Genomic DNA, 18,213 nt, shown 5'->3' on the forward strand with positions numbered 1-18,213 from the left:
AAATAGGCTTTTCGAGGGTAATTCTTGTTTTAATTCTCCATGTACGCAGTCTTTAAAAGCCTCTATTTCGTTCCAAGACACGATTAAGAGTGGCTTTTAGGCTAAGTATAATTACTCATCGCGTAAGTGAGATGCTCCCGGATAAAGTAAGTTTCCCGTTTCTTTTCTTAATTCCCTAATTTCAGTTTTTAACAATTCTCTGACTTCCTGCTCCGCTGATTCTCTGCTATAACCGAATATAAATTTAAGATTAGTGTCACAATCGCAAACGGGATAAATTTTCTCTTGAATACACTGAAATCCATAAATTTCAATATCTTTTAAAATTAATTGTTCTAAACACCATATTTTACCTTGAAGGTAGTCAGTAATCTGATTAGTTTCAGGAACATTTAAATTTTTCAAGCAGCGTTTATCTCCCGTGAGTAAATAGCTTAAATTATTTTGTTTATTCAAGTAGCTAACATAACTGATGAGAATAGCCTCACCTATATCTATTCCTTCGATTTTCTGTAATTGAATAAAATCCTCTTGATTGATATTATTGATTGATATTTTATCGCAGGTTTCAACCACAGATAAAGCGTATTCTAGGTTATATTTATTAGGGTTTATCTTCCTTTTTTGTTGCGGTTCCCTTTTAAATTTATATTGAAATGTCTCAAGAATTTTAACTTGATTAATTTCAACTCCAAAGGTATTGAGGGTTTTCTCAAATAAGCCATAGGTGGACAATTTTAGGATAATGTCATTATCCAAACAATAAACAGAACCTATCAAGGTTAAACTCCTAACACCTTTTCTAGATACTCGTAGGTTTCGTCATCAAATTTATCCCAGTCTAACTGATTGGCCAAATATTCATTAATAATCTTATTGCCATTTGGGTTGGGTTCTAATAATTTTAAAGTAGCCATGGCTAAAGCAAAGTAGTCCCTGTTATGCCATCCATAGTTCAGAATAATTGCACCTATATCAATATCCGGATGATGAGAGATAAAATGTTCTTGAACATATTTACTGAATTTTTCAGTATTTGGGAATTTCCCATCACCAAGGCAGTTATCACAATCACCTAAGAGTAATTCAGTGGCAAATTGATTAGCTTCCCTTTCTTCGCTATCATTATCAAATTTAATGTCTTCATCAACTAATACCCCATCTTTTAGATGTGCTAATGCTAAATGTCCTAATTCGTGCGCTAAGTCAAAAGCTAGTCTTGCAGACTGTTGATGTTTTGAACTAAGAATAATTACAGGACAAGTGGAATGCCATTGAATTAATCCAGCAAATTTATTAGTTTTGTTAGGAAAATGATCAAAGTATCCTACCGCTATTCCCTGAGGCCAACAATAGTCTAAAAGAGAGGTCAAGTCAACCTTTGGCCGGTGACTTAAGATGTCTTTCCTGATGGTTTTAGCATCCTTAGGTAAAGGGGTATAATTAACTTCAACCCCCAAGGAAATTAACTCAGCAAAACGACTCGCTAAAGCTTGCGCTAGATAGGGATGTTGGTTATTTTGGCTATTGTGCTGTTTAAATTTAGCATGGGGAGGTCGATTAAATTTGACCTTTTCTTGAGGGGTTAATAAGGATGAGAGGTCAAGATTGAGGTTTTTGGCGATATAACCTGCCCCTTCTAGGACTGCAACGGGTTTATCATTGAGTTCATCATCCCACCAACTGGGCAAGCCATTTTTTCGGACATAATTTTTTTTAAGTCCGATTTTTGAGAGTTTCCCATAGAGGGCTGCCATGGTAAGGCTTTCTGTCATGGTTTCACCCTCCTTTGTCGGCAATACTAAGTTTTTTAAGGTTTTAGGGAATCAAAGTAGATCAGCATATTCTTATCTCTAAGATACCATCTCTAACTTAATTTTTGCCCACTGGCAAGAGTCCCTTTTCAGCGATAAATGACTCTCTACTCCCAACGAGAGTGATACAATTGTTAACACCACAGACCAAGAGCCAATCGAAGCGAGAGAATAAAAACTGCTATGTTAAAAGCCCTACTCGGAGATCCCAACGCCCGCAAAATTAAAAAATTTCAGCCCCTCGTCACCGAAATCAACCTGCTGGAAGAAGATATTAAAAACCTGTCCGATGAGGAATTAAGGAGCAAAACCAGCGAATTTAAGGAAAGATTGGACAAAGCCAGAAATTATGAGCAAAGAGAGGATATTCTCGATGAAATCCTCCCCGAAGCTTTCGCCATTGTCCGGGAAGCGGGAATCCGAGTCTTAGGGATGCGTCACTTTGACGTGCAGTTATTGGGGGGAATGGTACTGCACAAAGGACAAATCGCCGAGATGAAAACTGGGGAAGGAAAAACCCTAGTTGCCACACTCCCCGCTTATTTGAATGGATTGACCGGAAAAGGGGTTCACGTCGTCACCGTCAACGATTATCTCGCCCGTCGTGACGCGGAGTGGATGGGGCAGGTACACCGCTTTTTAGGGTTAAGTGTGGGACTAATTCAAGCCGGCATGAGTCCAGAAGAAAGAAAGAAAAATTATGCCTGTGACATCACCTACACCACTAACAGCGAACTCGGCTTCGATTATCTGCGCGATAACATGGCTACAGTGATGGGGGAAGTTGTCCAAAGACCTTTTAACTACTGCGTTATCGACGAGGTGGACTCCATTCTTATTGATGAGGCCAGAACTCCATTAATTATATCAGGACAGATCGATCGACCCACAGAAAAATATATTCTCGCCGCCGAAATCGCCAAGCAATTAGTGCGCCAAGAAGTAGAAGACGGACCGGGAGACTACGAAGTTAACGAAAAAGACCGTAACGTTTTAATGACCGATGAAGGCTTTAAAAGAGCGGAAGAACTATTAGAAGTCACCGATTTATACGACCAAGAAAATCCCTGGGCGCACTATATTTCTAACGCTATTCGTGCCAAAGAACTCCAGAAAAAAGACGTTAACTATATCGTCCGCAGTGGTGAAATTGTTATCGTTGATGAGTTCACGGGACGGGTATTACCGGGCCGACGTTGGGGTGATGGTTTACATCAGGCAGTGGAGGCTAAGGAAGGGGTAGAAATTCAACAGGAAACCCAAACCTTAGCCACGATTACCTATCAAAACTTTTTCCTACTCTATCCGAAATTATCCGGCATGACCGGGACGGCCAAAACCGAAGAAACGGAACTAGAAAAAGTCTATAACCTGCAAGTAACAATTATTCCCACTAACCGCGTTTCTCGTCGGCAAGATTTAGCCGATGTGGTCTATAAAAATGAACAGGCAAAATGGAACGCCGTCGCCGAAGAATGTCAACAAATGCACGAACAGGGTCGCCCGGTTTTAGTCGGTACTACCAGTGTGGAAAAATCGGAAGTGCTTTCGCTTTTATTACAGGGAAGAAAGATTCCCCATAACTTGCTTAATGCCCGTCCGGAAAACGTGGAAAGGGAATCGGAAATCGTCGCCCAAGCAGGCCGGGCCGGGGCTGTAACCATTGCCACGAACATGGCGGGACGGGGAACCGATATCATCCTCGGTGGTAACTCCGACTATATGGCCCGATTGAAAATTCGCGAGTATTTAATGCCGAAATTAGTTATGCCCGAAGATGACAATTTGGCCTTTAGTTTACCCAGTTTAGGAGAACGCAATCGCCCGCAAGGATTCGCCCCGGGTAAGAAGAAAAAAAACTGGCGCGCCTCGGCGGAAATTTTTCCCACCGAGTTACCGAAAGAGGTAGAAAATGCCCTGAAAGAAGCGGTTAAATTTGCCGTTGATACCCACGGAACTCAAAGTTTACCCGAATTAGAAGTAGAAGAAAAAATCGCCATCGCGGCCGAAAAAGCCCCCACGGATGACCAGGTTATTCAAAAGTTACGGGAAGTCTATAAATTAATTCGCAAAAGTTATGAAGATTACACAGGCAAAGAACACGATGAGGTAGTAGAAAGGGGCGGACTGCACGTTATCGGGACGGAACGCCACGAATCCCGCCGCATTGACAACCAATTGCGAGGCAGGGCGGGCAGACAGGGCGACCCCGGTTCCACACGCTTCTTTTTAAGCCTAGAAGACAATTTATTGCGGATTTTTGGGGGCGACCGCGTGGCGGGTTTAATGGATGCCTTCCGGGTGGAAGAAGATATGCCCATTGAGTCGGGAATGTTAACTCGTTCCTTGGAAGGCGCGCAAAGAAAAGTGGAAACCTTCTATTATGATGCCCGGAAACAGGTGTTTGAATACGACGAGGTGATGAATAATCAACGGCGCGCTATTTATGCCGAACGTCGTCGGGTTTTGGAGGGGATGGACCTAAAAGAACAGGTGCTGCAATACGCCGAAAAAACCATGGATGAAATCGTCATGGCTTATATTAATCCCGAACTGCCGGCGGAAGAATGGGATTTAGAAAAACTGATTAGTAAATCTCAGGAATTCGTCTATCTCTTGGCAGATATTACCGCTAAAGATATCGAGGATATGAGTGTTAATGATATCAAGATGTTCCTACACGAAGAAGTTCGCAAAGCTTACGAAATTAAAGAACGTCAAGTGGATAGTATTCGTCCCGGTTTAATGCGCGATGCCGAACGTTATTTTATCCTGCAACAAATCGATATGTTATGGCGCGAACACCTGCAAGCTATGGAAGCTTTACGCGAGTCGATTGGTTTACGCGGTTACGGTCAAAAAGACCCCCTAATTGAGTATAAACAGGAAGGCTACGAGATGTTTTTAGAAATGATGATTGATATCCGTCGTAACGTGGTTTATTCCCTGTTCCAATTCCAACCGCAAGGACAACCCCAAGCAGTGGCTAGTGAATAGTAAAAATTAAAAGTTGGCTTAAATTGGGGAGAATTGGCTAAGGCCGATTCTCTCATTTTTTTCCCCTGAGAAATCAGTCACCCACAATCCACACTAGGACTAAAATTATCAGTCCAATCACTCCATAGGACAGCAACGACCCCAAAAAATTGAGGATTTGTACGGGAAAATGAATCAAAACTTGGTAAGTAAAATCGGCAGCTGCCAGCAAGGCAGCGAAAAACATAATCACAAGTGTTATCATACTTAATATCTTCTCAATCTGATAGAATAAATGGCTATCCTTTGCGGGAATCGGCAGTGGATAGTCAGAAGTTAGGAGATTATCCCCAAGAAAAAACTCGGAGTCACTCTCCCGATTCTACCGCAATTTGGGGGCATCTCACATTTGCAGAAATACAGACAATGAGGACTGCTCTATGAATATTCGTATTGGTAACGGCTACGATATCCACCGATTGGTAACAGGAAGACCTTTAATTTTAGGAGGAGTAGAAATTGCCCATACTGTCGGTTTATTGGGTCATAGTGATGCCGATGTCTTAACCCACGCTATCATGGATGCCATGCTGGGGGCGCTTAGTTTAGGCGATATCGGTCATTATTTTCCCCCCACAGACCCGCAATGGCAAGGGGCGAATAGTTTAAAATTATTAGAGCAAGTTAATCAATTAATTATCGATAAAGGTTGGCAGATTAATAATATTGATTCGGTAATTGTCGCCGAAAAACCGAAAATGAAATCCCACCTTATTGCGATGCGAACCAAGTTAGCAGAAACTCTCAAGATTAATCCGGAACAGGTGGGAATTAAAGCCACTACTAACGAACAATTGGGACCGGTAGGACGAGAAGAAGGTATCGCAGTTTATGCCGTGGTTTTATTGGTTAAGGAGTAGGTTAAATACGGTGTTTTCCCTGCTATTCTCCCAGCCATTCTTGTCTGGTAATACCCGCTTGATTGAGAATGCGTTTTAACAGTCCTACCCCTATTTCACCTTGATGGGGATTGGGGATAATTATCGTTAAATTATCGCGACGCATTTGAGGGTGTTTACCCCCAGCGTAGGGACCGTCAAACCCAAGTTCTCGTAATCTTTGAACTAGATTAAGCCATGATACGGCGGTTAATTTAGGCATATCTTAAATTGAAGACATGGGTTGAGGAAGGAGATTAAGATCTATTCCTGCTAACACTGGAATCGGCAAACCTAAACACAGACGCAAAGCAATCCAATCGCTTAAAGCTTCGCGCAATTCTTGCCGACAACTTTCTAGATTGGCGTGATTTGCCCAAACTCCCTGAAGGGGTGGAATTTCGCCCCAATAAGTGCCATCTTCTTCGATGATTTCGTATCGAGCTAATGCCATCGCTTGATCAATATAACTGGCTAACATGGTTGTACTATTGGTAAAGCTTACTTACTATATTAAAGTAAATGTTTCCCAGCAGCCAGCTGCATTGGATTCGTCTTCAGATTATGATAAGGTAAGATGGTCAATAACCTGATTTATCTGGAGTGTTAATCTCGTTGGCTCGAAACTATAATGAATACACCACAAAAGATTATCACAAAAGTCTTGAAAGAATACCATCAATCGGCATCTTCAGTAGCTAATTCTCCCCACAATCTGGTTACTGCTAGGAAGCTAACCAATTCCTTCTCAATTTTTGTCTAATCCCTAATTGCTATAATTCTCTCTATGACTGCCATTATCCAACAAATAAAAGAGCGTTTTTCCCAATCCCTAGTTAAATCCTTTGGGGAAAACTTCGCCGCTACCGATCCTCTAATTGTGGCCGCTAGTAACCCCCGTTTTGGCGATTATCAATGTAATATTTCCCTCTCTTTAGCCAAAGAATTAAAACAAAAACCCCGGGAAGTGGCGACAACTTTACTAAAAAATCTAGAGATAGATGATCTCTGTCAAACCCCCGAAATTGCCGGACCCGGTTTTATCAATCTTACCCTTAAACCCAGTTATCTAGAAACCCAATTAAAAGACCTAATTACTGACAACCGTTTAGGAGTTGCCGCTGCTAACCCCAGTCAAAAAATTATTGTCGATTTTTCCAGTCCCAATATTGCCAAAGAAATGCACGTTGGCCACTTGCGATCGACTATAATTGGTGATTGTATTGCTCGGATTTTGGAATTTCGTCACCATCAAGTAATTCGTCTTAATCACGTCGGGGATTGGGGGACTCAATTCGGGATGTTAATCACCTATTTGCAAGAAGCTTATCCTAGTGCTTTAACCCAAGCAGATGCCCTAGATTTAGGGGATTTAGTTAGCTTTTATAAAAAGGCCAAAATTCGTTTTGATGAAGACGAAAACTTTAAAGAAACTGCCCGTCAAGCTGTAGTAAAATTACAGTCGGGTGATCCTCAAAGTCGTCAAGCATGGCAGTTACTTTGTCAACAATCACGACGGGAATTTCAGAAAATCTATGATATTCTCGATATAAAACTGACCGAAAGGGGGGAATCTTTTTATAATCCCTACCTGGAAGCAGTAATCAGAGAATTAGATCAACAGGGATTGCTAACAGAAGACAACGGTGCTTTATGCGTCTTTCTCGATGGTTTTACCAACAAAGAGGGGGATCCTTTGCCCCTAATTGTCAAGAAATCCGACGGCGGTTATAATTACGCCACCACCGATTTAGCGGCAATTTGTTATCGAGTGCGTCAAGATAAAGCCGCAAGAATAATTTATGTCACCGATGCTGGACAAGCTAACCATTTTGCCCAAGTATTTCAGGTGGCTAAAAAAGCGGGATTTTTACCCGATAATGTGGCAGTGGTTCACGTCGCTTTTGGATTAGTTTTAGGGGAAGATGGTAAAAAATTAAAAACTCGTTCCGGGGAGACGGTAAAATTACAAGAATTACTCGATCAAGCGATCGCCTGTTCCCTGGCTGACTTAGAAAAAAGACTGGCAAGCGAGGAAAGAGAAGAAACCGGCGATTTTATCGCTAAGACTGCCGAAACTGTCGGATTAAGTGCCGTTAAATACGCCGATCTCAGCCAAAATCGCCATAGTAACTACGTTTTCAGTTACGACAAAATGCTCAATCTGCAAGGCAACACCGCCCCCTATATGCTGTACGCTTACGCTAGAGTCCAGAGTATCAGTCGCGAAGGTGGTATTAATTTTCAGGATTTAAGTGCCAATTCACCGCTAATTCTCAAGGATGAAAGCGAATTAATTCTGGCTAAACAATTACTGCAACTTCCGGAAGTAATTAGTGCCGTGGAAGAGGATTTATTACCCAATCGTTTATGTGATTATCTTTATGAACTCAGTAAAAAGTATAATCGTTTCTATGAGAATTGTCCCGTTCTGAAAGCGGCAGAACCGATTAAAACCTCTCGTTTAGTTTTGTGTGATTTAACGGCAAGAACCCTAAAATTAGGCTTATCTCTCCTGGGAATCCCCGTTTTGGAAAGAATGTAAATCAGTTATCAGTTATCAGTTCACTAAAAAATTCATAATTCCCACACCCTACACCCTACACCCCACACCCCACCCCTTGGATTGCGTATCTTTGACAAAAGCGGGTGCTATTTTATACCCAGAAAAAGTGTACTATGCTGACGTGAAAAAACCTGAGTTTTTGCTAACCTAGAAATAGCTCTAATCAGAGCCAATATCTTTGGGCGAAGCTTAGAGATTAATCTAGTTAAACTCACTCGTGACGTTATCTTATTGTCGTCTGTTGCCTATTAGCTTTCAGGTGATAACTCGGAGATAGTAATTTAGTACTAATGTTCAAATTTCCTCTCCCTGCTCCCTGCTCGCTCATAAACAGTCTTAACGAGTAGTTTAGATAGTTAATAGCTTACTCCCGCATCCGGGCCGCTGACGCGGTAGGCCACACCTATTATCCCAGGGATGTTATCGTTAAAGCGGTCAAATGTCCGAACGTCCCAGAGGATTTTCGGGAAAGATTGTTCGCCCTGTCGTAATCTCAGATAGAACCTTATGAGTCAATCAATAGAAGGTAAGGCTATGACCGATGCTGATGTATCAGATTATACCACAAATAAAATAATTTTGTCTAATTGGATTGCCCCTTGGTCGAAAGGCAATCGGAAAAACCCGTCACCGCAACCAAAATGGGATTTATGGCAACCCCTGCGGCAACGAATTGATCGCCTAGAGATTAATACACCTGCACTAGCTCATCGGATTTGTCGTCTAATTCCGGCTCAATGTCCCTTTGCGCGGAAAATTACCCTATTTAGCCGGACAATTCTAGAGATTCCGCCCCTTTGCAAGCTAAATCCCCTCTACGAAAACCTGATGATGTTAAGATTTCGCGCTCTTTCTTACCTAGCCGATGAATGTGGAGAGGATATCGGTGCTTACTGCTAAAATGGGAGAGTGTCTTTAATCGCCACACCTATGGCCATCATTGCCCTGAAAGCTTGGTATCTGGACAAATACGAACCTATCCGTGAGGTTGTCAAACGTCCCCACGACTTGCGCTTAAGTCGCAATAGTCTCTTAAAATCGGGTTTAAGAGCCGATTTTCTCGATGATAGTCTGACGATACAGGGTTCTGTCTGGTTCCAACGCTATCTAGAAGGGGAAAGGGTGGAATTTTACCTCGAAGGTAGTGGCGGTTACGTCATCTCGAATATTGACCTGATTTCCCAAGAAATTTACTTTACTAAACAGGACCTCAGCGCTTGGTTGGATCCCGTCATTTATTTTAGCTCCCAAAGCCAATTTAAGGACTCTAGCACCGCTTTAAAAACAGTTTTGACCGAAACCGTCGAAAATCTCAATAAACGCTCCCGTTTGCCCTTAACCATCGAAGAAACGCCCCGAACTGAGGGCAATGTCACCAGATTGAGCGATAGTCAACTACGCAAAATTCGCAAAAGTTTATTATTTATTGCCGATGCTACGGCGATTAGCCAAAAGGAAACGGAATTACTGCCCAGTCCCCTAGTGAGTGTAGAATTAGGTTATGCGATCGCTTGTAAACAGGGCGGACAAATTCTGCTGACCTATCAAAATCGAGCGGAATTAAAGGGTAAACTAGCTTTTGACCTGCCAAGCTACCAAAAATTAATTTTCTCGGACCTTAGCGAATTGCGTCTCACTTTTCCGCCTTTAATGGCAACTTTATTACAAAAATTCAATCTGATTAGTTAAAAAAATGACTAGAAAAGCTGACGAGTACGCCGTACATTTGTTCTTAAGCAGTGGACATCGCGAGGAAGTCCGTTTTTTGACTATCCAAGAATTTCAAAAGTGGTACAGTAGCGAATTAGTTCCGAAAGCCGATTCCCAGGATTTTATCAATGTTCCGATCAGAAATATCCAAGGGGAATATATGGTTTTACGTCCGGCTAGTGTCATTGCTATTCGCGTGGAACCCGTCTTTTTTGGCAGTGTGGAAAGAATATAATTTGCCGTTATCGCTAAAAAAGATAGTTAGATAGGGAGAATTTTAGAGATTATTGATAATCCTCTCAATATCAGCTTGAATTTGATGGCTGACTTTGTCTTGCCAGCGTTCTTTTAATTCCCTTAATCCCACTTCTGCGTATTGACAGATCTTATCTAAAACTTCTTTGCCATCGCTGGGTTGAGGATAGGAATTCTTTTTACAGATAATATAAATTCCTGCGGTTAAAGCTAAAATAACTTCTGGATCGATTTGGCTAATAGTAATTAAATCTTGTCGATTGCTCAGAGTGGTTCCGTAGATACTGAAGTCTTGTTTAATGGCAAAAGCAGCGGCGAATAAATAGGCATCTACCATGCGCTCAAAGGTTTTATTATCTTTTAGTACCTGTAGATAATTTCTGGAAGTTTCCGAGGCATAAATCTTCAAACTGGGATCGATTCTCTGCATTAGTAATTCTCCATCACTTCAATCACGGACGCATCTTCATCGGCAGCCAAACGGTGTATTTTTAAAATATCGGTACTGTGGGGAAGCAGCAGATTTAAAAGTGGATCGGGAAGATCGCGATCCGTGGCTAAAATAATTACTTGGGAGTTTAAATTAGGGAGAGAGTTAATAATATTTTTTTGATGTTCTTCGTCTAAATGTCCAAAAGGTGTATCCATAATTAGGGGAACACAAGTATCGGTTATTTGATTTAAACCGGTGATAAAAGCAAAAGCTAAAGCTTCCTTTTCTCCCGCACTTAAAACATCGGGATTTAATAATTTTCCTGTGATGGTACGGATTCCTAAAGTGTATTCGGGAGTGATTTCTACTCCTCTATATTCCTCCGGTTTGTTGGTTACTTGTAAATAGCGATCGCTGGTTACTTGATTAATCATTTTTTGGGAATTATCGATATGCCATTCGATTAATTCGTTAGTGGCATTTTTTAAACCTCTGGCCATTTTAACCTGATTAGATAACATCCATGTGGTCTGATTTTCACTAGCTAAAATTTCCACTTCTTTGCGTAAATTTTCTAATTGCTTTTCTTTGATTTCGATTTCCTTTTGCAAGCGTTCGATCCTTTCTTGGATCATCTCAACATTTTTACCAGATTCGCCAACTTTTCGCCAAATCTCCCTCACCGAGTCTTGATCTATTCCCGTGGTTTCCTGTTTTAGCTGTCTCATATGTTGATTAATTTCTTCGATTTCTTCTTCTAAACGATCTCTTTGCAAAAGTAATTGACTATAATTGCTAGATTTAGCATTATCTCGCATAATTCCCTGTAAATCAATTCTAATTTGGTCTTTTTCTATTCTGGTGGCGTTATCCACTTCTAAGGACTCTAGTTCGGCAATTTGTTGAAGGATAAAGTCCCGAGAATTTTTATCTAAACAACGACCACATAGACAGCTTTCATCGTCAAGTATTGCTTGTAAAATTGCTGTAGAATTAGTTTTATAAGTGCTTTTTAAGCTAGTAACTTGCAAATCATCGACCATTTCCTGTACAAAGTTAATCAGCAAAGGTATCGAAGCTTTTTTTAACCAAGAATCGATAGACTTTTGCAGGTTATCTAACTGAGTTTGTAAACCGATACGCTTTTTCTCTAAGTTATGAATTTCCTCTAATTTTTCTCGTAAACTTTCAATCTGAGCGGCTTTTTCTTGAGCGTCTTGGTAGATAATTATAGCATCTTTTTCGCTATCTTTGGCATTTTTAAGCTGACCTTTTTTAAGATCAATGTCTTCTTCTAATTCTCGTAATTCTTGCAGCTTATCTCTAAAGGTTTGACTGGTTCCCTTGGCTTTATTTAAACGGTTTTCTAATTCTTGCAAGGCTTTTTCTGTATCATCGCGCATATTTCTTAATTCCGGGATACCCAAAACTTTTTCAATTGCTTCTTTTGCTTCTTTAGTTTGAGTTATCTGGGTATATTGTTCGATTTTTAAGCCATCAAAACAGAAAAAATCTCGAATAGATTTAGGAAGCAATGCTTCGATATATTCCCTAGAGTTACTTCTCATGGTTCCATCTTCATAAAATAATGCTTCCTCTACGCTAGGATAGGAACTGCTACCATTAACTTTTAATTTTGCTGTGCGACTGATAAAGTAATTTTTCTCGTTTTTAATAAAATTTAATTCTACCCGCATTTCTATTGTCGGTGAAGAATCCCCCTCACCTCGATAAAAATAGGTTTTCAGGGTCTCCTTAGATACAATATCTACCCCATAGAGACACCATAAAATCCCTGTCATCAGAGAAGTTTTACCGTGACCATTATTACCGAAGATAATCTGAATTTTTCTGTCGGGATGCAGGTTAAAAGTAATATTTTGACTAGGGTAACATTTCCAATTAGTTAAGCGAATTTGTTTCAGTCTCAAAGTCATAAGAACTCTTGTAAAAATCAAAAATTTTGTGGTTGGTCAGGAGTCAGTAGCCAGTGGTCAGTAATCAGGAGAATTAAGAATGAATAATAATCAATTAAATGGTTTATTTATAGATTTTATGCAACTTAATATTTATTTTTGTCGTTTTTAAACTAAGTGGGTGGGTGGAATTAAATATAAGATGAATGTAGTTTGGGTTGAAGCATGAAACCCAACGTCCGCTCATGTTACGCTACCGCTAACCCATCCTACAAATAATTGTGCCTCCCTACTTACAAAAAATAAATTATGCAAGAGATCTATAAAATTTATGATTGTGAGGAGTCGGTATATTTTTCGATAAGTTTGACAATTTTAGGTGATAGCTGCCGATTTTTTAGAGTAATTTTTTCTACTTCTAAAGCCATGGCTTCCTTGAGCAGTTGGGGAGGTATCTCATATTTTTGTGCTAGTTCTTTAATTTTAGCAGTTATGTCCATGGATTTTCTGGGGGTTAGGGGTTAGGGAGTGGAGATTGTCAAGTCTTAATTCTTATTTGCCAAGAGATACCTTGATGAGGATAAATTTTATAACATATCTGAGTAGGTAAGGCCATAGTAAGTTATAGCCTTTGTCATAAACATGAAGTATAACCTAATTTGGGATTGACGACTGACTACCGAAAAGGAAAACTTCGTACTTCACCATTAAGATAACTGCTATAAGCTGATCTACTCTCAACCTTATACAAAAACACCATAAAAGCTAAAATAGATAGCTGACAGTGATTCTGAACACAATAGCAATATAGAATAAACCGCCTTGTATTATCGTCTTCTTCTCGATTTTAATACCCTAGAAAACGGGTTAATTGCCTTAACACCCGAACAAAGTCATTATCTTAAAAAAGTTGTTCGTTTAAAATCCCATAACCGTTTTATTGCCCTAAATGGACAAGGACAAGCGTGGTTAGCAGAAATAATTGATAATTCGGCCCATCTTTTAGAAGCGATAAACGAAACCACCGAACTACCAGTACAAGTGAATTTAATGGTAGCAATTCCCAAAAATGGCTTTGATGATATCGTTCGCGCTGCCACCGAATTAGGAGTTTATCGAATTATCCCGCTGCTGACAGAACGCGGTTTAGTTAATCCTAGTCCTCAAAAAATTGACCGTTGGCGAAAAATTGCCCGGGAAGCTGTAGAACAATCAGAAAGACAGATTATTCCTATTATCGAAGAACCACAACCATTTTTAGCCATCCTTAAGCGGGGAGTTAGCCCAGGGACAACTTGTTATATTGGTGTTACCCGTAGAACAGTGGACCCGCTACTTTCTCAATTGCAAACATCAACCGAGATAACCATTGCCATCGGACCGGAAGGGGGATGGACGGAGGCAGAAATAGAACAAGCGATCGCTGCTGATTTTCTACCTGTATCACTGGGAAAACGGATTTTGAGAACAATTACCGCTCCCTTAGTGGCTCTCGCTATCATTAACGCCTATTTAGACAGCTAATCGACCGGAGTTTCTATGTTCAAAGAAATTGCTGAAGCGCTCGACCGTCAAGACTATCAAACTGCCGCCCGTCTTGTCAACGACTTCCAGACCCTAGAAAACGATAACCCTTGGCTGAAATTCTACCAAGCGCGTTTAAACGAAATCACGGGAGAAATTGGACTAGCAGGGCAAGAATACCGAAAAATGTTGCGATTAACCGCTAATCCTCAACTTATCGCCCAAATTCGTCAAGTAATCGCCCGCTTAGAAGCGATTGAACAGGTGGAAGTTGAACAGCAACAACAACAGCGACAGGCTGCCCTCGAAAAAGCCAAAACCAACCCTAGTAATCGAGAAATGGGGCTTTTAATTCTTGAACCGGTGGCTAACGCAGAAAAACAGCCCTTAGCTCTAAAATTTGCCCAAATATTTAAAATAGATGCCTATAGCGCCCGCTTACACATCCCTAGTCGTTCGTGGCGCTTGTATCGAGTCGGGGCGATGGCCGAATTAGCAGTATATGTTCACGACTTGCGAAAAGAAGGAATTCCCTGTTTTTGCCAGCCAATTAAAGCGATTAACCAGCCTAGGGTCTATTTAGCTCGATATTTCCGGGCTATCCAACCAGAAGCCACCCTAGTCTATCAATCTTCCCACGACCTAACCGCAAGTATAACTTTTGATTGGTCAGAAGTTACCGCCGTGGTAGAGGGAATCTTGCCGATTTTTGGGGAATGTGTCGATAGGGATGCGCGCCGCCATCAAGTGAGAAAAATTAGTATTCTTGATTATGCCCAGATTATTGATCTACATTTGAAAAAACAGGATTTAATTATCCGTATTTGCGATCGCCATTACCACTTTCAAGCGGGGATTACTTTTTCCGACCACCAACAAAGTCGGGAAAGACAGACCAGCAATCGAGATAACTGGAATCATTTCGCTTCTTACCTAAAACAACAACTAGCAGCAGTTCCCCTGTGGTCAGATTTTCCAGCTTTTGCCGAAACCACCGCCGATTTTTACGAATTACTGCCTATGGTCAATCCCCATTTGGACTTATTACGCATTGAAGACACCTACTGGGACACCGCCTTTCAACTCTATAGCGCCCTTATCTTCCTCGAAAAAACTCCCCCTACCGCAACTTTATGACCCCTAGTAGCCCTTCTAACCCCTCTTTCGACTGGTTTAACCCCTCGCCCCAGCAAGACAGCGATTTACTGGCACAAATCGGCTTTATCCCCGGTTTCAAAGAATTTCTGACCCTGCGACAGGTTCACGCCTTGGAACACGCCACCGTCTGGGTATTAAGCGAAATGGCTGCCCGTCGTCAATCGCCTTTTGACCATTCCCAAGCGGATAACGAGGCCCTGGGAGGACTCTCCACCGATAGGGGTTTTTATCTCTACGGGCAGGTTAATACAAATGAACTGCAAATTGCGGCCAAACAGGCGCTCCATCGTCTCAAAAATGGCGAGGGGCAATTGGCATTACATCCGCGTTGTGGCACCAATTTATCGGTAACTTTAGCCTTAACCGCCGGCTTAGTCTTAGGAACTCATCTTCTCTTACCCAGAGGTCCGATTTCTCAGTTATTAGGCTTAGGTTTAGCCACCGCCGCCGCTTTTCAAATCGGGCCAGATGTGGGAATGTCGGCCCAAAAATACCTGACTACGGCCATTCCCTTTAACTTAACAATCGTTAACATTGCACCAAAGGCAGACCTATGGGGACGTTCGGGGCATTTTGTCCAAACAGAGTGGCAAGATTTGCAATAAAACTTAAAGTAAAAACCCTTTCGGCAAACTCGCTCTGATTGTAACCTGTTAACTAAACCCTTAAAAAAAAACAACAGCTATGCCTGGAATCGAACGCGGAGCCAAAGTTAGAATCAAACGTAAAGAGTCTTACTGGTACAATGATGTGGGAACCGTAGCCAGTGTTGATAAAAGTGGTATCCTCTATCCCGTTATCGTCCGTTTTGATACTGTTAACTACCACGGTTTTAGTGGTAGCGCCAGTGGACTGAATACCAATAACTTCGCTGAAAGTGAATTGGAACTCGTTAAGGCTGCCCCCGCTAAGAAATAAAGCTGAGTAAAATTCGGCCTATCATCACCGACTGACTGACGGGAATTCTCTCTTGTCGGTCGGTTTTTTTTTATAGCTATCAGCCTTGTATCAGTTATCAGTTATCAGTTATCAGTTATCAGTTATCAGTTATCAGTTATCAGTTATCAGTTATCAGTTCACTGTTTACTGATATTACATTTTGGGCGCACGCGATGCGCCTCTACCATATAAAAACTGACTAATAAATTATCTAAAAGTCGCTTTAACCTTTAGCCCACAAGAGCTAATTAGTTTATAGCAATTACCATAGTTGTGAGGTACAGAGTCTTAGGTTTTGAGGAGTCAGGATTCGGGATTCAGGATTCGGGATTCAGGAGTTAAGATTTTGGTGTACCTCATGAGATTGGGAAACGCTATAATTATCTTAGATAAGTTCTTAAATACTTGACAAAATATATTGAATAATTTATAATATTAAATAACCAAAAAAAATAATGATAATGTGCTATGGACATAATCGGTTTTGAGGTGTTTGAAAAATAGTTTTTCAGTAATCAAATCTGGAATTTATGAGCATTTTAGAACTGATAGAAAAAAGACTAGAAGAAAACTTTGCCCTCCACGAACAATACCTAAACCCCCAGATGGTCAGGGTACTAAAAACGATCGGCTACGATCGCCACTACGTTAAAGCCCAAGGTGCATACCTATTCGACAATCACGGGGAAAAGTATCTGGACTTACTGAGTGGTTTTGGTGTTTTTGCCCTCGGACGCAATCACCCCAAGATCGTGCAAGCTTTACAAGAGGTATTGACGGCAGCATTGCCCAATTTAGTCCAATTGGACGCTTCCATCCTAGCGGGATTGCTGGCCGAACGGTTAGCAGCGATCGCACCAACCGGATTAGAACGAGTTTTCTTTGCTAATTCCGGCACGGAAACCGTCGAGGCCGCCATTAAATTCAGCCGCTACGCCACCGGACGCAGCCAAATTGTTTACTGTCAGGGAGGCTACCACGGGTTAACCATGGGTTCCCTTTCCGCCACCGGCGATCCCCATTATCGCCAGGGATTTGGACCATTTGTCGCCGATTTTGAGGAAATTCCCTTCGGCGATCTGGCTGCACTCGAAAAAGCTCTGATTAACAAAGAAGTAGCGGCTTTTATTACCGAACCGATCCAAGGTCACGGGGTGAGAATTCCCGAACCGAACTATCTCCCCGCGGCGGCTGCCCTTTGTCGTCGTTACGGCACTCTTTTTGTGGCCGATGAAGTGCAGACCGGTTTGGGCCGGACTGGCAAAATTTGGGCAGTGGAACATTGGGGGGTAGAACCGGACATTTTATGTGTTGCCAAAGCTCTTTCGGGCGGTTTTGTGCCAGTGGGAGCGGTTCTCTGTCGTCGCTGGATCTTCGATCGAGTATTCGATCGCATGGATCGTTCTGTGGTGCACGGTAGCACTTTTGGTAAAAATAATCTGGCCATGGCCGCTGGTATTGCCACTTTACAGGTGATTGAGGAGGAAAAATTAGTCGAGCGATCGGCTGTAATCGGTCAACAAATTATCGCAGAACTACAGCCGCTCGTAGATCAGTACGAATGTTTGCAGGAAGTGCGGGGATTGGGTATGATGATGGCCTTGGAATTTGCCGAGCCGAGCAGTTGGTCACTAAAAGCCGCCTGGAAAATGCTAGAAACCGCCAATAAAGGGCTATTTTCCCAGTTAATCGTCGTTCCCCTCTTTACCCGCCATCAAATTCTCTCGCAGGTTTCCGGCCACGGCATGAATATCATCAAGTTTATCTCAAATGTCGGGGTGAAGACCCTCGCTTTTAGCGACGGGATGACACCCCAGCCAATATAAAACAGCGAAGCACGACTAAAATCTTGACAATCTATGCTGTATAGGTTAAGATAAAATAATTTGTTTGAGGTCGATAAACAATGATTGTCTTAGAAATGAAAGCAGTGGTCAAACCAAGTCAGTGTTCTGCCATCGATGAGGCTATTCGTACAGTACAA

The 18,213-nt window shown here is 41.6% G+C and carries 17 protein-coding genes and 2 pseudogenes; 12 read left to right on the forward strand and 7 right to left on the reverse strand.

The annotated features are described in order from the left end of the window. Positions 1-111: 111 nt before the first annotated feature. Together IM477_RS09825 and IM477_RS09830 are read right to left on the reverse strand one after the other, a co-directional pair. Positions 112-780 carry a hypothetical protein gene (locus IM477_RS09825; RefSeq protein ID WP_287731561.1) on the reverse strand — a complete coding sequence of 223 codons (669 nt, stop codon included), beginning with the start codon at positions 778-780 and terminating at the stop codon, positions 112-114. A 2-nt stretch (positions 781-782) separates the two neighbouring features. After that, positions 783-1,775 (reverse strand): ImmA/IrrE family metallo-endopeptidase, encoded by a 993-nt coding sequence (locus tag IM477_RS09830; protein ID WP_287731562.1) that lies wholly within the window; start codon positions 1,773-1,775, stop codon positions 783-785. Between the two features lie 222 nt (positions 1,776-1,997). Between IM477_RS09830 and secA the strand changes: the two genes are divergently transcribed. Further along, positions 1,998-4,811, forward strand: coding sequence for a preprotein translocase subunit SecA (gene secA, locus IM477_RS09835; protein WP_287731563.1), 2,814 nt, complete (start codon positions 1,998-2,000; stop codon positions 4,809-4,811). 419 nt (positions 4,812-5,230) lie between these two features. After that, positions 5,231-5,710 (forward strand): 2-C-methyl-D-erythritol 2,4-cyclodiphosphate synthase, encoded by a 480-nt coding sequence (gene ispF / locus IM477_RS09840; protein ID WP_287731564.1) that lies wholly within the window; start codon positions 5,231-5,233, stop codon positions 5,708-5,710. Positions 5,711-5,732: 22 nt separating this feature from the next. Here ispF and IM477_RS09845 read toward each other — a convergent pair whose 3' ends face one another. Together IM477_RS09845 and IM477_RS09850 are read right to left on the reverse strand one after the other, a co-directional pair. Continuing rightward, the gene (locus IM477_RS09845; RefSeq protein ID WP_079208749.1) at positions 5,733-5,951 is read right to left on the reverse strand and encodes a type II toxin-antitoxin system HicA family toxin; all 219 of its coding nucleotides are present in this window, start codon (positions 5,949-5,951) and stop codon (positions 5,733-5,735) included. A gap of 3 nt (positions 5,952-5,954) precedes the next feature. Then, a complete protein-coding gene (locus IM477_RS09850) occupies positions 5,955-6,209 on the reverse strand; it encodes a type II toxin-antitoxin system HicB family antitoxin (RefSeq protein WP_079208748.1) in 255 nt (84 codons plus the stop codon). 306 nt (positions 6,210-6,515) lie between these two features. Between IM477_RS09850 and argS the strand changes: the two genes are divergently transcribed. The 4 genes from argS (at position 6,516) to IM477_RS09870 (ending at position 10,239) form a co-directional block, all read left to right on the forward strand. Beyond that, positions 6,516-8,273: an arginine--tRNA ligase gene (argS, locus tag IM477_RS09855; protein WP_287731565.1), complete on the forward strand. Its 1,758-nt coding sequence runs from the start codon at positions 6,516-6,518 to the stop codon at positions 8,271-8,273. 528 nt (positions 8,274-8,801) lie between these two features. Then, entirely contained in the window at positions 8,802-9,194 is a 393-nt protein-coding gene (locus tag IM477_RS09860) for a Mo-dependent nitrogenase C-terminal domain-containing protein (RefSeq protein WP_150978068.1), read from the forward strand. Between the two features lie 30 nt (positions 9,195-9,224). Next, positions 9,225-9,983 carry a hypothetical protein gene (locus IM477_RS09865; protein ID WP_287731573.1) on the forward strand — a complete coding sequence of 253 codons (759 nt, stop codon included), beginning with the start codon at positions 9,225-9,227 and terminating at the stop codon, positions 9,981-9,983. A 4-nt stretch (positions 9,984-9,987) separates the two neighbouring features. Continuing rightward, positions 9,988-10,239: a hypothetical protein gene (locus IM477_RS09870; protein WP_287731566.1), complete on the forward strand. Its 252-nt coding sequence runs from the start codon at positions 9,988-9,990 to the stop codon at positions 10,237-10,239. A gap of 42 nt (positions 10,240-10,281) precedes the next feature. On the opposite strand, the gene IM477_RS09875 is transcribed toward IM477_RS09870, so the two are convergent. The 3 genes from IM477_RS09875 to IM477_RS09885 form a co-directional block, all read right to left on the reverse strand. After that, a complete protein-coding gene (locus IM477_RS09875; protein ID WP_287731567.1) occupies positions 10,282-10,689 on the reverse strand; it encodes a hypothetical protein in 408 nt (135 codons plus the stop codon). After that, positions 10,689-12,629, reverse strand: a complete 1,941-nt coding sequence (locus IM477_RS09880; RefSeq protein ID WP_287731568.1) for an AAA family ATPase — start codon at positions 12,627-12,629, stop codon at positions 10,689-10,691. The genes IM477_RS09875 and IM477_RS09880 overlap by 1 nt, the downstream gene beginning before the upstream one ends. A gap of 308 nt (positions 12,630-12,937) precedes the next feature. Beyond that, the gene (locus IM477_RS09885; protein WP_287168908.1) at positions 12,938-13,108 is read right to left on the reverse strand and encodes a hypothetical protein; all 171 of its coding nucleotides are present in this window, start codon (positions 13,106-13,108) and stop codon (positions 12,938-12,940) included. Positions 13,109-13,430: 322 nt separating this feature from the next. On the opposite strand from IM477_RS09885, the gene IM477_RS09890 reads away from it, so the two are divergent. From IM477_RS09890 to IM477_RS09915, 6 genes and pseudogenes are all read left to right on the forward strand, one after another. Next, positions 13,431-14,132 (forward strand): 16S rRNA (uracil(1498)-N(3))-methyltransferase, encoded by a 702-nt coding sequence (locus IM477_RS09890; RefSeq protein ID WP_287731569.1) that lies wholly within the window; start codon positions 13,431-13,433, stop codon positions 14,130-14,132. A gap of 15 nt (positions 14,133-14,147) precedes the next feature. Continuing rightward, positions 14,148-15,269 (forward strand): tetratricopeptide repeat protein, encoded by a 1,122-nt coding sequence (locus IM477_RS09895; RefSeq protein WP_287731570.1) that lies wholly within the window; start codon positions 14,148-14,150, stop codon positions 15,267-15,269. Continuing rightward, positions 15,266-15,895, forward strand: a complete 630-nt coding sequence (locus IM477_RS09900) for a DUF6391 domain-containing protein (protein WP_287731571.1) — start codon at positions 15,266-15,268, stop codon at positions 15,893-15,895. The genes IM477_RS09895 and IM477_RS09900 overlap by 4 nt, the downstream gene beginning before the upstream one ends. Positions 15,896-15,974: 79 nt before the next feature. Further along, complete coding sequence (locus tag IM477_RS09905; protein ID WP_287731572.1) at positions 15,975-16,208, forward strand: photosystem I reaction center subunit IV; 234 nt, start codon at positions 15,975-15,977, stop codon at positions 16,206-16,208. A gap of 551 nt (positions 16,209-16,759) precedes the next feature. Further along, positions 16,760-17,995, forward strand: a pseudogene (locus IM477_RS09910) (aspartate aminotransferase family protein); the annotation flags it as partial. 140 nt (positions 17,996-18,135) lie between these two features. Continuing rightward, positions 18,136-18,213 (forward strand): annotated as a pseudogene (locus tag IM477_RS09915) (transposase); the annotation flags it as partial.

Source organism: Microcystis sp. M090S1 (genome assembly GCF_020246295.1).
Taxonomy (GTDB): Bacteria; Cyanobacteriota; Cyanobacteriia; order Cyanobacteriales; family Microcystaceae; genus Microcystis; species Microcystis aeruginosa.